The organism is Endobacterium cereale (assembly GCF_009617585.1).
Taxonomy (GTDB): Bacteria; Pseudomonadota; Alphaproteobacteria; order Rhizobiales; family Rhizobiaceae; genus Neorhizobium; species Neorhizobium cereale.
Window position 1 is genome coordinate 179,873 of sequence record NZ_WIXI01000051.1, and the last position, 17,479, is coordinate 197,351.

Annotated in this window: 16 protein-coding genes; 10 read left to right on the forward strand and 6 right to left on the reverse strand. The window is 61.7% G+C overall.

The annotated features are described in order from the left end of the window. Window positions 1-237: 237 nt before the first annotated feature. Window positions 238-2,088, reverse strand: a complete 1,851-nt coding sequence (locus GAO09_RS27070) for an ABC transporter ATP-binding protein (protein ID WP_153359697.1) — start codon at window positions 2,086-2,088, stop codon at window positions 238-240. 406 nt (window positions 2,089-2,494) lie between these two features. Here GAO09_RS27070 and GAO09_RS27075 point away from each other — a divergent pair, with 406 nt between their 5' ends. Further along, a complete protein-coding gene (locus GAO09_RS27075; protein WP_153359699.1) occupies window positions 2,495-2,953 on the forward strand; it encodes a tRNA (cytidine(34)-2'-O)-methyltransferase in 459 nt (152 codons plus the stop codon). A gap of 3 nt (window positions 2,954-2,956) precedes the next feature. Here GAO09_RS27075 and GAO09_RS27080 read toward each other — a convergent pair whose 3' ends face one another. After that, complete coding sequence (locus tag GAO09_RS27080) at window positions 2,957-3,214, reverse strand: hypothetical protein (RefSeq protein WP_153359701.1); 258 nt, start codon at window positions 3,212-3,214, stop codon at window positions 2,957-2,959. Window positions 3,215-3,368: 154 nt separating this feature from the next. On the opposite strand from GAO09_RS27080, the gene hemF reads away from it, so the two are divergent. The 3 genes from hemF to GAO09_RS27095 all read left to right on the forward strand — a co-directional run bounded on the left by hemF (window position 3,369) and on the right by GAO09_RS27095 (window position 4,961). Further along, window positions 3,369-4,283, forward strand: coding sequence for an oxygen-dependent coproporphyrinogen oxidase (gene hemF, locus GAO09_RS27085; protein WP_153359703.1), 915 nt, complete (start codon window positions 3,369-3,371; stop codon window positions 4,281-4,283). 117 nt (window positions 4,284-4,400) lie between these two features. Beyond that, a complete protein-coding gene (locus GAO09_RS27090) occupies window positions 4,401-4,658 on the forward strand; it encodes a hypothetical protein (protein ID WP_153359705.1) in 258 nt (85 codons plus the stop codon). A gap of 111 nt (window positions 4,659-4,769) precedes the next feature. Next, window positions 4,770-4,961: a DUF1059 domain-containing protein gene (locus GAO09_RS27095; RefSeq protein ID WP_153359707.1), complete on the forward strand. Its 192-nt coding sequence runs from the start codon at window positions 4,770-4,772 to the stop codon at window positions 4,959-4,961. On the opposite strand, the gene GAO09_RS27100 is transcribed toward GAO09_RS27095, so the two are convergent. From GAO09_RS27100 to GAO09_RS27110, 3 genes are read right to left on the reverse strand one after another with little or no spacing between them, the layout of a single operon-like run. Further along, on the reverse strand, window positions 4,958-6,235 hold the full coding sequence (locus GAO09_RS27100; protein ID WP_153359709.1) for a CCA tRNA nucleotidyltransferase: 1,278 nt from the start codon (window positions 6,233-6,235) through the stop codon (window positions 4,958-4,960). The genes GAO09_RS27095 and GAO09_RS27100 overlap by 4 nt on opposite strands. Beyond that, complete coding sequence (locus GAO09_RS27105; protein WP_153359711.1) at window positions 6,232-6,867, reverse strand: CoA pyrophosphatase; 636 nt, start codon at window positions 6,865-6,867, stop codon at window positions 6,232-6,234. Before GAO09_RS27105 ends, GAO09_RS27100 begins: the two co-directional genes overlap by 4 nt. Beyond that, window positions 6,864-7,487, reverse strand: coding sequence for a DUF1285 domain-containing protein (locus GAO09_RS27110; protein ID WP_153359713.1), 624 nt, complete (start codon window positions 7,485-7,487; stop codon window positions 6,864-6,866). Before GAO09_RS27110 ends, GAO09_RS27105 begins: the two co-directional genes overlap by 4 nt. A gap of 183 nt (window positions 7,488-7,670) precedes the next feature. Between GAO09_RS27110 and GAO09_RS27115 the strand changes: the two genes are divergently transcribed. The 5 genes from GAO09_RS27115 to GAO09_RS27140 all read left to right on the forward strand — a co-directional run bounded on the left by GAO09_RS27115 (window position 7,671) and on the right by GAO09_RS27140 (window position 15,427). Then, on the forward strand, window positions 7,671-8,684 hold the full coding sequence (locus tag GAO09_RS27115; RefSeq protein ID WP_153359715.1) for an AAA family ATPase: 1,014 nt from the start codon (window positions 7,671-7,673) through the stop codon (window positions 8,682-8,684). 26 nt (window positions 8,685-8,710) lie between these two features. Continuing rightward, the gene (locus GAO09_RS27120) at window positions 8,711-9,643 is read left to right on the forward strand and encodes a DUF58 domain-containing protein (protein ID WP_324184666.1); all 933 of its coding nucleotides are present in this window, start codon (window positions 8,711-8,713) and stop codon (window positions 9,641-9,643) included. After that, window positions 9,640-12,576, forward strand: coding sequence for a DUF4159 domain-containing protein (locus tag GAO09_RS27125; RefSeq protein ID WP_235938528.1), 2,937 nt, complete (start codon window positions 9,640-9,642; stop codon window positions 12,574-12,576). The genes GAO09_RS27120 and GAO09_RS27125 overlap by 4 nt, the downstream gene beginning before the upstream one ends. A gap of 275 nt (window positions 12,577-12,851) precedes the next feature. Further along, the gene (locus tag GAO09_RS27135) at window positions 12,852-14,918 is read left to right on the forward strand and encodes a hypothetical protein (RefSeq protein WP_153359717.1); all 2,067 of its coding nucleotides are present in this window, start codon (window positions 12,852-12,854) and stop codon (window positions 14,916-14,918) included. Window positions 14,919-15,007: 89 nt separating this feature from the next. Continuing rightward, window positions 15,008-15,427: a GNAT family N-acetyltransferase gene (locus GAO09_RS27140; protein WP_153359720.1), complete on the forward strand. Its 420-nt coding sequence runs from the start codon at window positions 15,008-15,010 to the stop codon at window positions 15,425-15,427. Window positions 15,428-15,430: 3 nt separating this feature from the next. On the opposite strand, the gene GAO09_RS27145 is transcribed toward GAO09_RS27140, so the two are convergent. Further along, window positions 15,431-16,411 (reverse strand): LysR family transcriptional regulator, encoded by a 981-nt coding sequence (locus GAO09_RS27145; RefSeq protein WP_153359722.1) that lies wholly within the window; start codon window positions 16,409-16,411, stop codon window positions 15,431-15,433. Between the two features lie 89 nt (window positions 16,412-16,500). Between GAO09_RS27145 and GAO09_RS27150 the strand changes: the two genes are divergently transcribed. Beyond that, the gene (locus GAO09_RS27150; RefSeq protein ID WP_153359724.1) at window positions 16,501-17,475 is read left to right on the forward strand and encodes an MBL fold metallo-hydrolase; all 975 of its coding nucleotides are present in this window, start codon (window positions 16,501-16,503) and stop codon (window positions 17,473-17,475) included. Window positions 17,476-17,479 lie beyond the last annotated feature (4 nt).

Consider the following 17,479-nt stretch of genomic DNA (forward strand, 5'->3'; position numbering starts at 1 on the left):
GTAAAAACCGTAGCGTGAGACACAAAAGGAATACACGTTCAGTTCTTTCACCATTCCATAAACAAAGACTTACTTTTTCACTTAGCTTTGGTTGCGGAAAAGCATTTAAGCAACCTCGAAATTACTGCGCAATACAAGACCCGCCGACGTCACGCTCAGCCGCGTCAGATGGAAACGAAAAGGCTCGCAACACTGGAATGTTGCGAGCCTTTCTTCAGGCATGATGTGAAGCGAAATTTACTCCGCGGCCGCATCCTCGGTATGGTCGCCCAGAAAACCGCCGGACTGCCGATGCCACAGATCAGCATAAATGCCGCCGCTGGCGGACAGCTGCTGATGCGTGCCGGTCTCGATGATCTTGCCCTTGTCGAGCACGACCAGACGGTCCATCTCGGTCAAGGTCGACAGTCGGTGGGCAATCGCGATCACCGTCTTGCCTTCCATCAGCGAGAACAGGTTCTCCTGAATGGCCGCCTCAACTTCGGAATCGAGCGCCGAGGTTGCCTCGTCCAGCACCAGGATCGGCGCATCCTTGAGGAAAACGCGGGCAATGGCGATACGCTGGCGCTGGCCACCGGACAGTTTTACGCCACGCTCGCCGACATGGGCATCGAGACCAACCCGGCCCTGCATGTCGGCCAGCGTCTCGATAAACTCCCAGGCCGAGGCGCGTTTCGCCGCGACAATGATCTCCTGATCCGAAGCGCCCGGATGACCGTAAGCGATGTTGTCACGGATAGACCGGTGCAGAAGCGAGGTATCCTGCGTCACCACGCCGATCTTGGCACGCAGGCTTTCCTGCGAGATCCCCGCAATATCCTGCCCGTCGATGGTGATGCGCCCGCCTTCCAGATCGTAGAAACGCAAAAGCAGGTTCATCAGCGTCGTCTTGCCCGCACCCGAACGACCGACCAGACCGACCTTCTCGCCGGCAGCCACATTCAGCGTCAGGTTTTCGACGACACCCTTGTTCTTGCCGTAGTGGAAGCGGATGTTGTCATAAGCGATCGCACCCTCCGGCACTTTCAGTTTTGGCGCGGCCGGCTTGTCGGTAACGTCATGCGGCTTGGTCATCATCTCCATGCCGTCATAGACCGTGCCGATATTCTCGAACAAAGCCGAGACTTCCCACATGATCCACTGCGACATGCCGTTGATGCGCATGGCAAGACCGATGGCGATTGCGATCGCTCCGATGGAAATGGCGCTGTCCAGCCAGAACCATATCGAAAGGGCTGCCACGGCAAACAACGCCGCGCAGTTGTAGAAATAGACCAGCGCCTGGAACATCGTCACTTTACGCATCTGGTCATGCACGGTTGCCAGAAAGCCCTGCATGGCATCACGCGCATAACTTTCCTCGCGACCGGTATGCGAGAACAGTTTGACCGTGGCGATGTTCGTGTAGCTGTCGACCACGCGGCCGGTCATCATCGAACGCGCATCCGCCTGCTGCGCCGAGATTTTGCGCAGACGCGGCACGTAATAGGCAACCGTCAGGCCGTAGACGATGATCCACACGACGAGCGGAATCGCCAGCCGCATGTCGGCGGCCGCGACAACCACAATCATCGAGACAAAGTAGACGGCAACGTAAACGAAGACGTCCAGGATCTTCATCACCACTTCGCGGATGGCAAGCGCCGTCTGCATCAGCTTGGTCGAGACACGGCCGGCAAACTCGTTGGCAAAGAAGGTCATCGAGTGGCGCAGCAGATAACGGTGCATCTGCCAGCGGGCGACCATCGGAAAATTGCCCATCATGATCTGGTGCATGATCAGCGAATTCAGCGTGGCAACGAGCGGCAGCGCCACGAGCACGACCAGCGCCATCATGACGAGTTTCATGCCTTCACGGGCCAAAAAAGTCTCGCGGTCGGCGGTCGACAGCCAGTCGACGATATCGCCGAGAAAGCGGTAAAGCGCCACTTCGCCGAGTGCGATCAGCGTCGTGAGGACCGACATCAGCACCAGCCAGGGCCAGACCGGCTTGGTGTAATGCCAGCAGAAGGCAAAAAGCCCCTTTGGCGGGACGGTCGGGGCGGCATCCGGATAGGGATTGATGCGCCGTTCGAACCAGGAAAACATAAAAAACTCCGTCGGTCAGACGGCTGTTCCGCTTTTTTTGCGTCATCGACGCATGCAAAAGTCGGACAGCCGGAAAGTCAGATATCGTGGCGCTATGACGGCCACGCAACGATCAGGGGGATGAGAAAGCTCGGATGAACCGCGAAACGCTCAGGCGAAAAATGTCCGGACCAGAAGGCGTGTGCGCACGGTCATATCCATGTGGGCCTCCTTGGCTGGCGTTTCGGTTGGCGCAACTTGTACCGACAACACGCGAAAATGGGAAGAGCAAAGCGGTCGCGATTGGCTAAAAAACAACCATCTGCCCGCGTTCGAACCGAAAAACCTGCATCATCAACGATCGCATCGCACGCCCCGCGCAGACACCGCTTGAGCGGAAACACCGTTTTCGCTTAAGGACACTTCCATGACAAACCTGCGCATCGCCCTTTATCAGCCCGACATCCCCGGAAACACAGGCACGATCCTGCGGCTCGCCGCCTGCCTCGGTTTTGGCGTGGACATCATCGAGCCGGCCGGGTTCGATATTTCCGACCGCAATCTGAAACGCGCCGGCATGGATTATCTCGGTTCGGTCTCGCTGGTGCGTCACGTCAACTGGCAGGCGTTCGACGAATGGCGCCGCACCGAAAACCGCCGCCTCGTGCTTGGCTCCACCAAGGCCGCCCTGCCCTATGTCGATTTCACCTATCAGCCCGGTGACATTCTGCTGTTCGGCCGCGAAAGCGCCGGCGTGCCGGACAATGTGCATGACACGGCGGACGCCCGCATTCTGATCCCCATGCGCGAGGGCCAGCGCTCCATCAACGTCGCCATGTCGGCGGCAATGATTGTTGGAGAAGCGTTGCGGCAAACGGGCTTTTGACGATCAATCAGCGGTCGGCAGGCGCCGCATGGTGAATTCGATCTGGTCGCCTTCAAGCTGGCGCCAGCTTTCCACCTCGGTCCAGTAGGCGGCCTTCGGAAAGGCATCGAACCATTCCTTCGCCTTCTCGCGGGCGGCCAGTCGCGAGAGGCAAAAGGTCTCGCGCACGAAATGACCATTTGTCGCAGTCGCCTTTCCCAGGCGATGGCGATCCATCCTGCGCTTCAGGCCGTCGAGCGGCGGGACTTTCATTGTCGTCATGCGCGCTACCTCTGAAATGCAAGGTAATGCGCAATCGCAGGCTTTGCGAGTCGATTCTGAAAGGGTTATAGGCTGCGCAACGATGTTTTCGCGCAGCGCCTTCCGGGCAGCAGCACAGCCGAAAACCGAATAGGACTGCACCGAAAGGAACGACATGGAACGGCCGCAACTCGCAAAGGGCCTGCCCGAGGGCATCGAGGACAAGAAGGCGACCGCGAGAGCGTGGTTCGAGAGCCTGCGCGACACGATCTGTTCCACCTTCGAGGCGCTGGAAGACGAAGTCTCCGGCCCCCTCGCCGACCGCACACCCGGCCGTTTCGTCGGAAAAGACTGGCAACGCGATGGCGGCGCCGGTGGTGGCGGCCGCATGTCGATGATGGAAGGCCGCGTTTTCGAAAAGGTCGGCGTCCACACCTCGACGGTCCATGGCGAGTTTTCGGAGGATTTTCGCAAGCAGATGCCGGGCGCCGACGAGGACCCGCGTTTCTGGGCCTCGGGCATTTCGCTGATCGCCCACCCGGTCAATCCCAACGTGCCGGCCGTGCACATGAACACCCGCATGGTGGTGACATCCAGCCAGTGGTTCGGCGGAGGCGCCGATCTGACGCCGGTTCTCGACCGTCGCCGCACTCAGGAAGACACCGACAGCCAGCTTTTTCACGACACCTTCGAGAAGACCTGCAACAGCCATGCCGGCGTTGCCGATTACGATCGCTATAAAAAATGGTGCGACGAATATTTTTTCCTGCCCCACCGCAACGAAGCACGCGGCATCGGCGGCATCTTCTTCGACTGGCTGACGCCGCAGCAAAGCAACGGCGGTTGGGATGCAAACTTTGCTTTCGTGCAGGATGTCGGTCGCAGCTTTGCAGCCACCTACCCGCAGATCGTCCGCAACAATTTCAACACGGAATTCACACAGGCAGATCGCGACGAGCAACTGGTTCGCCGTGGCCGTTATGTCGAGTTCAACCTGCTCTACGATCGCGGCACGCTGTTCGGCCTGAAGACCGGCGGCAATGTCGAAGCCATCCTGTCGTCACTGCCGCCGATGGTGCGCTGGCCTTGATCAAGATGCTTTGATCATAATTTAGCGATCAATTAACAAAAGCGATATTCAAATCACATCTTCCGGTGCTAGGTTCCTGACGGCTGTCAAAGCCGGTAGCACAGGGAGGATGTCGCCATGGTCGCATCGCAGAGCATACCGCAGCAGCATACAAAGACGGAACGCAACATTGCCACCGAGGAACTGATCAACCGCATGGCGGCTGATCTGAGGGCCAAGGGCGATCCGGATTTTCCGCATTCCTATTACGTCGCACAGGTCCGCCGCCAACTGGCCGGCAAGCCGTCACATCTGCCACCCGCCAATGACGTGCCAAAAGTGCCGGTTGCGCCGACACATGGCTCCGTATTCCACGCATGGGCGCTGGCGGAATAAACCGAGGTAGTTTCGAAACGTCTGCGGCCGGAAACTTCCGGCCGCCTTCGGCGTTTCTACAGCGGGCAAGGTCGTTAAGTCAGTGCCCTGCCCCACCAAGGAGGAAACATCATGAGACTGTTCGAATGCGGAACGCTGGTTCCCGGATGCGAGTGGCATACGCGGGCTGACGAGGATGCCGAAGTGGTGCGCCGTGCCGTCCAGCACATGCGCTCCGCCCATGGCGAAACCGTCATCCGCGAAAACATGGTCGACAATATCAAAGCCCGCGTTCGCGACGAACCGGGTACGAAGGCGGCTTAATCCGCCTTGTCCACCATCTCAGCCAGCCGGGCGGTCAGTGCTGCCCGGTCGAGTGAAAAATTACGCTCGACCCAGAGCGTTTCCAGTTCCGCCAGTAGCGCCCCGACCTTCGGCCCCGGCTCCATTCCCGCAGCGATCACATCGCCGCCACTCAGCGGAAACACGGGCTTCTCAAAGTTTTCGGCTCGCTTCAGCAACACGGAAAGACGCGCCGCCTTGCGCATGGCAACCGGATCGCCCTCGGCATTGGCCCGCACTGATGCCATCGCCAGCTTCAACCGCATCACCAGACCATCGCGGCCGGCGCGGTAGAGAATGCGGTCAAAACCGACATCGGTCACTTCATCGGGCAAAACAGGCGCCGTCGCCCAGCTTTCCAGACGTGCAGCTTCGGCATTGGCCATGCGCAACCGTTTTGCCATCTCGGCAAGGCGCGGCGCATCCACAGGCACGATGGAGGCCAGCCGCAGCAACGGATCAGGTTTCCAACCGAGCGCTGTTTCCGCTGCCACCACGCCATGGATGGAATCGATGCCCCATTTTTCCGTCTCGGGCAGGATTTCCGTCAGCACACCGGTCTGACGCATCCACAACAGCGCACGCGACGGATCGGTGGCGGTCAGCAGCTTTTTCGTCTCTGCCCAGATGCGCTCGGCAGACAGCGTCGACAGCTTGTCCTTGGCGCGGGCAACGGCACGCAGCCCATCAGCATCGGGACGACCCGAACCGTAATAGGCAAAAAAGCGGAAGAACCGCAGACTGCGCAGATGGTCTTCAGCAATACGCGTCGCAGCATCGCCGATAAACCGGATGGTGCGCGTCTCGATATCCTTGAGACCCTCGACCATATCGACGACATGACCGTCGCGATCGGCATAAAGCGCATTGATGGTGAAATCGCGCCGCTCCGCATCGGCCTGCCAGTCGGTGCCGAAAGCGACCTCGGCATGACGTCCGTCGGTGGACACGTCCCGCCGCAGCGTCGTCACCTCAAAAGGCTGGCCATCGACCACCAACGTCACCGTGCCATGCGCAATGCCGGTCGGCACCGACTTGATGCTGGCAGCTTCCGCCCGCGCCTGTGTCTCCGCCGGCAGCAATGTCGTCGCCAGATCGACATCCTGGATGGCCAAGCCCATCAACGCATTGCGCACGGCACCGCCAACGATGCGCGTTTCGCCACCATCGCCATTCAGAAGATCGAGCACACGGACCAGCGCCGGATTGTTGAACCAGTCCTTGTTGGCGATGTTTTTTGGGGTCGGACCGGTCATGCATAAAGCCTTTCGTAGAGCGTGCGCAAAATCCCGGCCGTAATGCCCCAGATATTGCGTTCGCCATAGGGCATCAGGAAAAAATGTCGTTCGACGCCATCGAGAACACGACTGCCGCGCTGGTGATTGGCCTCATCCATTAGAAACGGCAGCGGTACTTCGAACACGTCATCCACCTCGGCCGGATTGAGCTTTAGCTCGAAACCGCGCTTCACCACGGAAAGGATCGGCGTGATTCGAAAACCGGTTGGCGTAAAATAGGTCGGCAAACGTCCGACCGGCTCCACGAACATCCGCGACAGGCCGATCTCTTCCTCCGCCTCGCGCAAAGCCGCCTCTTCCGGCGAATTGTCTTCAGGGTCGATCGAGCCGCCCGGAAAGGCGATCTGGCCGGAATGTTTTCGCAGCGTCGCCGTGCGCTGGGTCAGTATCACGCTCGCCTTCTCGCCATCATCGATAACGGGAATAAGCACGGCGGCATCGCGCAGCTTCAGTTCCTGCGCGCGCGCCACAAACAGCGGATTGAGCGCATGGTCGCCATGCGCCTTCCACGCCTCTTCGAGCGGCATGCCCTTCTGATCGAGCGCGCGGGCACGAAAATCGTCTGCGGAAAAAAGCGGGTATTGCGTCATTTCGAAAGCGCATCCAATTCAGCCTGCGGCATCACGGCAAACACCGCACCACCGGAGCGGATCACAAACATCGCCACGCCATCGATATCCTGCGTCTCGCCCAGCGCGACCAGATCATACATCACGGCACGCGACACCAGCGCCTCCAGCCGGCCTCGCACCAGCAGATACGGTTTCAGCTCGCGGTTCTCGCCCGATATCTCGAATCGCAGCGGATTACCGGCGCCGGCTTCCACCACATCACCGACATTTGTCCGGAAGGTCAGCACGGCAGCACCTTCCCGCTCACCCACCTGCATCTCCACCGCCACGAAGGGCGCATCGATCACACGGATGCCGACCTTTTCCACAGGCGTGACGAGATAGGTCTTGCCGTCCTCGTCCTTGCGCAGAACCGTCGAGAACAGCCGCACCAGCGGCGCGCGACCGATCGGCGTACCCATGTAGAACCATGTACCGTCGGCGTGGATTTCCATGTCGAGATCACCGCAAAACGGCGGATTCCAGCGCTCCACCGGCGGCAGGCCACGCGCGCCCTCGCCCGTTTGCTCGGAAGCATGAGCGATCATCGCCGCAAGACCTGCGGCATCCGCCGCCTGATTTATCCGTGTCGTCGCCATGATTGTGTCCCGGTTCCACCGTTAAGGACAGAAGAGTCACGAGATAGTCATTCATGACGTCCTTGTCAGCCGTCAAACTGGGAATAAGTTCATTGCGATAGTGCGCACCTGCAGCATTGCCGATATGAATGATGAACCGCCATTGCGCAGAAGCCGCGAAAAAACCGATAGATGGAGACCCCAATGGGTGTGATGACGTCCACAGAAACTCCACTCGATGAAAAAGCCATCATCGCCTCCGCCGAAAAGGCGCTGTCCGATATCGCCGCCATTCGTGCGGAAGTCGGCAAGGTGATCTTTGGTCAGGAGCAGGTGGTCGAAAACACCCTTCTCGCGGTTCTCTCCGGCGGCCATGCGCTGCTGGTCGGCGTGCCGGGTCTCGCAAAAACCAAGCTGGTCACCACGCTCGGCACCGTACTCGGGCTCGATGGCAACCGCATCCAGTTCACCCCCGACCTGATGCCCTCCGACATTCTCGGCACCGAGGTGATGGATCAGGACGAAAACGGCCGCCGCTCCTTCCGCTTCGTCAAGGGACCGGTTTTCGCGCAGCTGCTGATGGCCGACGAAATCAACCGTGCCTCGCCGCGCACCCAGTCGGCGCTGCTGCAGTCGATGCAGGAATATCACGTCACCGTCGCCGGCCAGCGATATGACCTGCCCGGCCCGTTTCACGTTCTCGCAACCCAGAACCCGCTGGAACAGGAAGGCACCTATCCGCTGCCGGAAGCCCAGCTCGACCGTTTTCTGCTGCAGGTCGACGTTCTCTACCCCGAACTCGACGCCGAACGACAGATCCTGCTCGGCACGACCGGCATTTCCGAAGCCACGGCATCCGGCGTCATCGATGCCGCCCGGCTTCTGGAAATCCAGTCGCTGATCCGTCAGATGCCGGTCAGCGACAAGATCGTCGATGCCATCCTATCGCTGGTCCGCTCCGCTCGCCCCGGCCATGGCAATACCATGACCGACCGTCACGTCGCATGGGGTCCCGGCCCGCGCGCCGGTCAGGCACTGATGTTGTGCGCCCGCGCCCGCGCGCTTTACGAAGGCCGTCTTGCCCCGTCGCTGGACGATATCGCAGCCCTTGCCGAACCCGTCCTGCAGCACCGCATGGCACTCACCTTCTCGGCGCGTGCCGAAGGCATGACCGTGCGTGATGTGATTTCCGGCTTGGCAAAACAGGTTCGCGGCTAAAACCGTCTCGACCGAAAGGAATACGCGTGGCATCCATCGGTGAGATCGTCGACCAGACGCCGAGCGCAGAAATCCTCAGCCGTGCCCGTCAGCGGGCCATCCTCGTGCCCGATTGCATGGTCGAGGCCCGCCGCATCGCGAATACGGTGATTTCCGGCTGGCACGGCCGCCGCAAGCGCGGCATCGGCGAAAATTTCTGGCAGTTCCGGCCTTATGCGGATGGCGAAAGCCTTGCCCGTATCGACTGGCGCCGCTCTGCCCGCGATGACCATACCTATATCCGCGACAAGGAATGGGAAGCCGCCCATACCGTGTGGCTCTGGGCAGACATGTCGCCGTCGATGATGTACAAATCCACCTATGCCGGCGTCTCAAAGGAAAGCCGCGCTCTGGTGCTGATGCTGGCGCTCGCCGAAGTGCTGGCCCGCTCGGGCGAACGTATCGGATGTCCGGGCATCATGGAGCCGGTTTCGGCCCGCAACGCCGCCGAACGACTGGCGACCGCGCTGGTGCACGCCCCGCCATCCACCGGCCTGCCGCAGACCGAGATGATCCGGGGTGCGAGCGATATCGTGCTGATCGGCGATTTTCTCGACGATGCCGACCGCATCATGCAGCGCGTCGCGCCGCTTGCCCGCCGTGGCCTGCGCGGCCATGTCATCGAAGTGGCCGACCCGGCCGAAGAGATTTTTCCCTACAGCGGCCGCACCGAATTCACCGATCCCGAAACCGGCGAAAAGCTGACCTCGGGCCGCGCCGAGTCCGTGCGCGAGATCTATCGCAACGCCTATCTGGCGCGCCGCGAAAATCTCGGCCAGTCGCTGCGCCGCATGGGCTGGAGTTTCATCGTTCACCGCACCGATCACCTCGCATCGGAAGCCTTGGGCGCAGTCCACGGTTATCTCTCCGGCAATCCACCCCGTATGGTGCCCAATACATCTGCCGGAGTTGGCGCATGAGTGGTTTCGCCTTCGCCAGCCCCGCCATCCTGTTTGCGCTGATCGCATTGCCGGCCATCTGGTGGCTGCTGCGGCTCACCCCGCCGCGTCCGCGCTCAGAGGTGTTTCCGCCGCTGCGCATCCTCGCCACGATTTTGAAGCGCGAGGAAACCCCGGCGCAAAGCCCGTGGTGGCTGACGCTTCTACGCATCCTGCTGGCCACCGCCGTCATCCTGGCGATCGCCGATCCGGTCATCAATCCCCGCAACAATCCGCTCGCATCCGGCGGCCCGCTGGTGATGATCGTCGACAACAGCTGGGCGAGCGCCGAGGACTGGGAACGCCGCGTGCAGACCGCCGACCTGATGATCGGGGACGCAGCCGATGCCGAAACCCCGGTCTCGCTCACCTTCACCGCTGAAGCCAGCCACGACGCCATCCCGACCAGCGCCATCGTCGCCCGCGAACGCCTCGCAGCCGCGCGTCCGAAATCACTCGTGCCGGACCGCCTGCGCGCCGCCCGTGCCGTGACCGAAGCCCTGAACGGCACCCAGCCCGGCACACTCGTTTACCTTTCAGATGGCATCGCCACGCCCACCGATGGCGACATGCTGACGGCGCTTTCCAGCCTGTCACCGCGCGACATGCAGCTGATCGAAGGCGATGGCCAGAAGTCGCTTGCGCTGACCAGCGCCACCAACAATGCCGCCGCCATGTCGGTCGCGGCGACGCGCCTGAAAACCGAAACCGCCCAGAATTTTACCGTCAACGCACTTGACCAGCAGGGCCGTTCGCTCGCAACAGGCACACTCGATTTCGCAGCCGGCGCCAATACCGCGACGGCCACCATCAACGCCCCGTTCGAACTGCGCAACGACTTTGCCCGCCTCTCGGTCGATGGCATCGCCACAGCAGGCGCAACGCATCTACTCGACGACGGTTTCAAACGCCGCCGCATCGCGCTCCTCTCCGGCGACAGCGGTAACGACTTTCAGCCTCTGCTTTTGCCCCTCTATTACATCAGCCGCGCGCTCGAACCCTATGCCGACCTGATCCAGCCACGCGGCGGCGATCTCGCCGCATCGCTGCGCGAAATCCTCACCAGCAACCCCTCCGCCATCGTCATGGCCGATGTCGGACGCCTGCCGGAGGAAAGTTATGCGCCGCTGCAACAGTGGCTCAACCGTGGCGGCACGCTGATCCGTTTTGCCGGCCCCCGCCTTGCCGCCGCACCCGCCGATGATCCTCTGGTGCCGGTGCGGCTGCGCCAAGGCGAACGCGCGCTCGGCGGTGCCATGTCCTGGGCCGATCCGCAGCCGCTCGCCGCCTTCCCCAATTTTGGCCCGTTTGCCGGCATGGCCGCCCCCACCGACATCACCGTGCGGCGACAGGTTCTCGCCGAACCGACACCCGATCTCAACGAACGCACATGGGCCAGCCTTGCCGACGGTACGCCGCTTGTCACCACGCGCGAAGTCGAAGCCGGCCGTATCGTGCTTTTCCATGTCAGCGCCGATGCTACATGGTCGAACCTGCCGATCTCGGGCAATTTCGTCGAAATGCTGCGCCGTTTGGTGCAGTTGTCCCGCGCCGGCGGTGCGGCCGAACCGCAGGCAGGCAATGCCGGCGCCCCGGCCCTGCCGCCCTACCGCCTGTTGACCGCGGACGGCATCCTCTCCACCGAAGTCGGCAGCGCCCGTCCGCTGGCGGCAAAGGTGGGCGTCACGCCGTTTGCCAGCCTCGACAATCCGCCCGGACTTTACGGCTCGGAGGAAGGTTTTACCGCCGTGAACCTGCTGCCCGCCAACGCCACGCTTTCGCCCTTCGATCCCTCGGCTGCATCCTTCCCGATCGTCCGGCAGGGTCTTGCCGGTGGTGAAGCATGGTCGCTGCGTCCCGCCCTGTTTGCCTCGGCCTTCTTCATGCTGCTTCTCGATACGCTGATCGTGCTGTTCATGAACGGTGGTTTTGCCCGCCTGCCCCGCGCCGGTCGTGCCGCAGCCATGCTTGCCGTGATGGTCGGCGCATTAGCCTTCGCCCCGACTGGTGATCTGCACGCCCAGACGCCACCGCAAGAGACTGCAACCGGCACACTGGCCCAAACCCAGCCCCCGGCGGCACCTCAACCGGGCCGGTCCGCACCACCGGCCGCCAGCCAGCAGACACCCGATCCGAACGCGCCGATCGAACACGCCAAACCCGGCGACGAGGCCATCCTAGAGCGCCTCGACACGACCCATCTCGCTTACGTCATCACCGGCGAAGGCGATGTCGACCGCATTTCCGAACAGGGGCTCGATGGCCTCAGCCAGTTCATGACCTACCGCACCACGCTGGAACCCGGCGCACCTGTTGGCGTCGATATCACCAAGGACGAACTGTCCTTCTATCCGATCATCTACTGGCCGGTTTCCGCGACCGCTCCGATGCCGTCTGCCGCCGCCATTTCCCGCATCGACGCCTATATGCGCAGCGGCGGCACCGTGCTGTTCGACACCCGCGACCAGTTCAGCTCGCTTGACGGAAGCGGCGGCACCAGCCCGAACGGCGAGCGCCTGCAACAGATCCTGGCCAATATCGATATCCCGCCGCTGGAGCCGACGCCGAACGACCACGTTCTCGCCCGCTCCTTCTACCTTCTCAACAATTTCCCCGGTCGCTACAATGGCAGCCCGCTCTGGGTGGAGGCCCGTCAGGATGCCCGCAACCAGGGCACGGCGCTCTCCTCATCGGGCGACGGCGTGACGCCGATCCTCATCACCGGCAACGATTTTGCCGGCGCCTGGGCGGTGGATGCGCAGGGCAATTCCGTGCTACCGACCGTGCCGCCGGACGACATGCAGCGCGAACACGCGTTTCGCTCCGGCGTCAACATCATGATGTACATGCTCACCGGCAACTACAAAGCCGACCAGGTGCATGTGCCCGCCCTGCTCGAACGATTGGGGCAGTGACGGTATGAACCTGCAGATTTGCCCCTCATCAGCCAAGCGGTCAGACATGGAATTAGGTGAGCGCTTCTTGCCGATCTCCCCCCTTGAGGGGGAGATGCCCGGTAGGGCAGAGGGGGGTGTTTCTGGCGCAAATGCCGCTTTGATTTCCTTTGCCGCACGGTTGCTCAACCCCCTCTGTCACTTCGTGACATCTCCCCCTCAAGGGGGAGATCGTTGGGAGTCCGCCGCGTCGCGTACTACTCTGCGGCTGAACCGGCCAATAGAGGGAAAACCTCATGACCATCGAATTCGCCCCCTTCTTCGCATGGCCGATCCTCGCCGGCCTTGGCGTGTTTGCCGCAATCCTCGTGGTCCTGAGCCTCTGGCGCGGCCTGCGCGGCGCTTTGCTACGCGCCCTTGCTCTCGTCGCGTTGTTGCTCGCCATCGCCAACCCGCTGCTGACGCAGGAAGACCGCGATCAGCTGTCCACCATCCTGCCTGTCATCGTCGACCGTTCGCAGAGCCAGGAAACCGCCAACCGCACGGAACAGACCAATCAGGCGCTGGAAGGCCTGAAGGAACGCCTGTCGCGTTTCCCGCGCATCGAGCCGCGTATCGTCGAGGTCAACGACAACCCGGATTCAGACTCGCCCTCCACCCAGCTTTTTGGCGCGCTATCGGCAGCCCTCTCCGACGTGCCGCCCGGCCGCGTCGGCGGCGCCATCTTCCTGTCCGACGGCCAGATTCACGACATGCCCGGCATCAATCAGGACCTCGGTTTCGACGCCCCGATCCACGGCCTTATCACCGGCCAGCCGGACGAATTCGACCGCCGTATCGAAGTGGTGAAAGCACCGCGTTTCGGCATTGTCGGCGAACGTCAGGACATGACATTGCGCGTCTTCGACGATGGCCGCAGCCAAGGCGGCTCGGCCGAGGTTACGGTGCGCATCAATGGCGAACAGGTCACAACCCTGCAGGCCGCTCCGGGTGCGGAAACACCGTTCAGCTTCACCGTGCCGCGCGGCGGCAACAATGTCATGGAATTTTCCGTCGCCGCCCTGCCCGGCGAAGTCACCACTGCCAACAACCGCGCCGTCCACGTCATCGATGGCATCCGCCAGAACCTGCGCGTGCTGCTGGTCTCCGGCGAACCGCATGCCGGCGAGCGCGCATGGCGTAACCTGTTGAAATCCGACGCCTCCGTCGATCTCGTGCATTTCACCATTCTGCGCCCGCCGGAAAAGCAGGATGGCACGCCGATCAACGAATTGTCGCTGATCGCCTTCCCCACCCGCGAACTGTTTGTCGAAAAGATCAACGATTTCGACCTGATTATTTTTGACCGCTACAAGCACCGCGGCGTGCTGCCGATCCTTTATTACGATTACATCGCCCAATATGTCGAAAGGGGCGGCGCGCTGCTGATTGCCGCCGGCCCAGAACATGCCGGCGAGGATTCGATTGCCTCGACACCTCTCGAGCAGGTGCTCCCCGCTTCGCCGACCGGCGAAATGCACAATGCCGGTTTTTACCCGCATCTCTCCGCCGCTGGCCAAAAACACCCGGTCACGCGCGGCCTTGAAGGTGCCACACAAAACCCGCCCGCCTGGGGCCGCTGGTTCCGCACCGTCGATGTGTCCCAGCCGCGCGGCCAGACCGTGATGGAAGGCGATGGCGACCGCCCCCTCCTCGTGCTCAACCGTCAGGGCGAAGGCCGTGTCGCCATGCTGCTCTCCGATCAGGGATGGCTGTGGGCGCGCGGTTTCGAAGGCGGCGGCCCGCATGTGGATCTTTATCGTCGCATCGCCCACTGGCTGATGAAGGAACCGGAGCTGGAGGAAGAAGCGCTGACCGCCCGCGCCTCCGGCCGCACGCTGGAAGCCACCCGTCAGACGATCGGCGACGATCCTGGCCCGGCAACGATAAAATATCCATCCGGCAAGACGGAAAGCCTGCCCTTCACCCAATCCGGCCCCGGCCTCTACAAGCTTGAAAAGCGCATGGACGAAACCGGCCTGTTCGAAGTCTCGAACGGCGAGTTTTCGACGCTGGTCCATGTCGGCGCCGTAGATGCGCCGGAGTTCAAGGCCATGGTTTCGACCGAGCAGACGCTCGCTCCTTACGCCGAAAAGACCCGCGGCCTCGTCACCCGTGTCGCCAGCGAGGATGGCATCCGCCTCCCCGATATCCTGCCGGTACGCGGTGCCGTGCGTGTGGCCGATGCCAACCGCATGACCATCCGCATGACCGACGAAACCGTGCTGCGCGGCATCAACACGCTGCCGCTGTTTGCCGGTTTTGCAGGCCTTGCCACCCTGCTGCTTGCAGTTTCCGCCATGTGGTGGCGTGAGGGTCGTTGATCCCAAATGTCCGCCTGTCGCGGCGGACACTTTACGCCTGCCCCAAACCTCTGGTATCGCCGGTCTCTGAGGCAGGACGGAGGATCGGCATGGGCCACGAACTGAGCATACTGGACACATGGGCACCGGAAGACGAAAAGGCTGTCGAGACCGGCCTCGTTGCCTACAATCTCGATCGCTTCGGCCCGCCCGGATTTCGCAAACTCGGCATTTTCCTGCATGATGACGATGGCAAGATCGAAGGTGGCCTGATCGGCCGCACCGGCAGAGGCTGGCTTTATACCCAGATGCTGTTCATCCCCGAAAGCAGGCGTGGCCAGGGACTTGCACGCACTCTGCTGACCATGGCCGAAGAGGAAGCCAGGGCACGCGGCTGCATTGGTGCCTATATCGACAGCATGAACCCGGCCGCCGTGAAAATTTACGAAAAACTCGGCTATACCGCCGTCGGTCAACTCGGTCCGTTCGCCGGCGAATACGACATCACGTGGCTCGCCAAACGTTTTTGAATCCTACGCCACTTCCAGTTCAGTTGTCTTCACCGCGCAAACCCTCTTCTTTCCAGCCACACCGGTGCAAGCGATGCTGTCACGTATCTGCTGGCGCAGCCAGGCATTGGCGCGGTCGCCATCGGCGTGGTTAGCCCACACCATGCTGACCGCCGGAAAGCTCAGGGGCACCGGTAGCGGGCTGACCTCCAGCCCGAGCAGCGGCGCATAACGCTCGGCAATCCGGCTCGGCACCGTCGCGATGACCGGGCTGATCTGCGCCGCCGAGAGAACCGACATGTAACCGGGCGCCGCCGTCACCACGTTCAGTTCGACGCCCGCCAGATCCAGCGCATCCTTGATGCAACCCTGCAATGTCTCGTTCTGGGTGATCGTCGCATGTTCAGCGGCCAGATAGTCATCGATCTCGATCGGGTTCGACAGCGAAAGCAAGGCCGGATTGTAGCAGGAGGCGAATTTTACATCGTAGAGCGGCTCGAATGAGCGTCGGCTGGTTTTTGTATAGGTGCAGCCGACCGCGAGATCGATACTGCCATCCTCCAGCGAAGGCTCCATCGCCTCATAGGGAAAAACGCGTGCCAAAACCTTGATGCCGGGCGCCAGCTTTCGCAGCCGCGCCGTGAGGTCGGGGATCAAAAGCAGCTCGATTTCCGGCGACATGGCAATGCGAAACGTCCGCTCCTCGGTGGCGGGATCAAAAGCGAGGCCACCCGTCAGCGCCAGTTGCGCCTGCCGCAAGGCCTGTCGCACCGGCACCGCAAGGCTGCGGGCGCGCGCCGTCGGCTGCATCACCTGCCCCACGCGGATGAACAACTCGTCCTGCAAAAGCACCCGCAACGTCGAAAGCGAATGGCTCATCGCCGGCTGCTGGATTTTGAGCCGCTTTGCGGCCTTGGTCACACTGCCCTCGGAGATCAGCGCGTCGAAGGCGACGAGAAGATTGAGGTCGAAGGAGCGTAGATTGAAATGATCGATAGTTGCCATGAGCCGGATCGATTTGATTGCTGATAGGCCGATACATACGTGCTCTGCAGGTCAGTTCAAGACCATCCAACCTTTATCTGGAGCTTTCCATGCAGACCCGTCGCGACCTTCTGAAATCCTCCGCCGGCATCGCCCTTGCAGCAAGTGCCATGACCGCTCTGCCTTCCGTCGTCTTTGCCAGAGCGCCGGTCGTCGGCAGGCAGGCGGCGAGCTTCTATCGGCTGAAACTCGGCAGTTACGAGATCACCGCGCTCTCCGACGGCACGGTCAAGCTGCCGATGTCGAAAATCTATCGCAACATCGCGGAACAGGATGCGGAAGCCTATCTCACAAACCATTTCCAGTCAGGCGAAAGCGAGACCTCGGTCAACGCCTTCCTCGTCAATACCGGTGACCGGCTCGTCCTCATCGATGCAGGTACCGGCGATCTGCTAGGACCGGCGCTTGGTAAGCTCGTCGCCAATATCGAGGCCTCCGGCTACAAGACCGCACAGATCGATCATGTCATTCTCACCCATATCCACGCCGACCATTCCGGAGGTCTGGTCATCGACGGCAAGCGTGTTTTTGAAAACGCCATCCTGCATGTGAACGCGCGGGAAGCAGAATTCTGGCTGAAGGCCGATGCAGCAGCCAAAGCGGACAAGGTGCTCGGCCCGCAGGTCGCGCAGGCCGAAAAATGCGTCGGCCCTTATGTCGAGGCAGGCAAGTTTGAGACCTTTGGCGATAATGCGGCACCGATCCCCGGCTTCGGCTCGGTTCTGCATGCCGGCCATACGCCCGGCCATAGCGGCATAATCGTCGAGAGTGAGGGCGAAAAAATCATCTTCTGGGGCGACATCGCCCATGGCGCCGTTTTGCAATACGACCAGCCGGAAGTCACGGTGGATTTCGACGTCGACCAGAAAGAGGCCGCCAAGGCCCGTGCCATCGCCTTTGCGGACGCGGCAGACCGGAAATATCTGGTAGCAGGCGCACACCATGCCTTTCCGGGCATCGGCCATGTGCGTCGGGATGAGACCAATTACGAATGGGTGCCGCTGGTCTATAAAGCCACGTACTGAACCG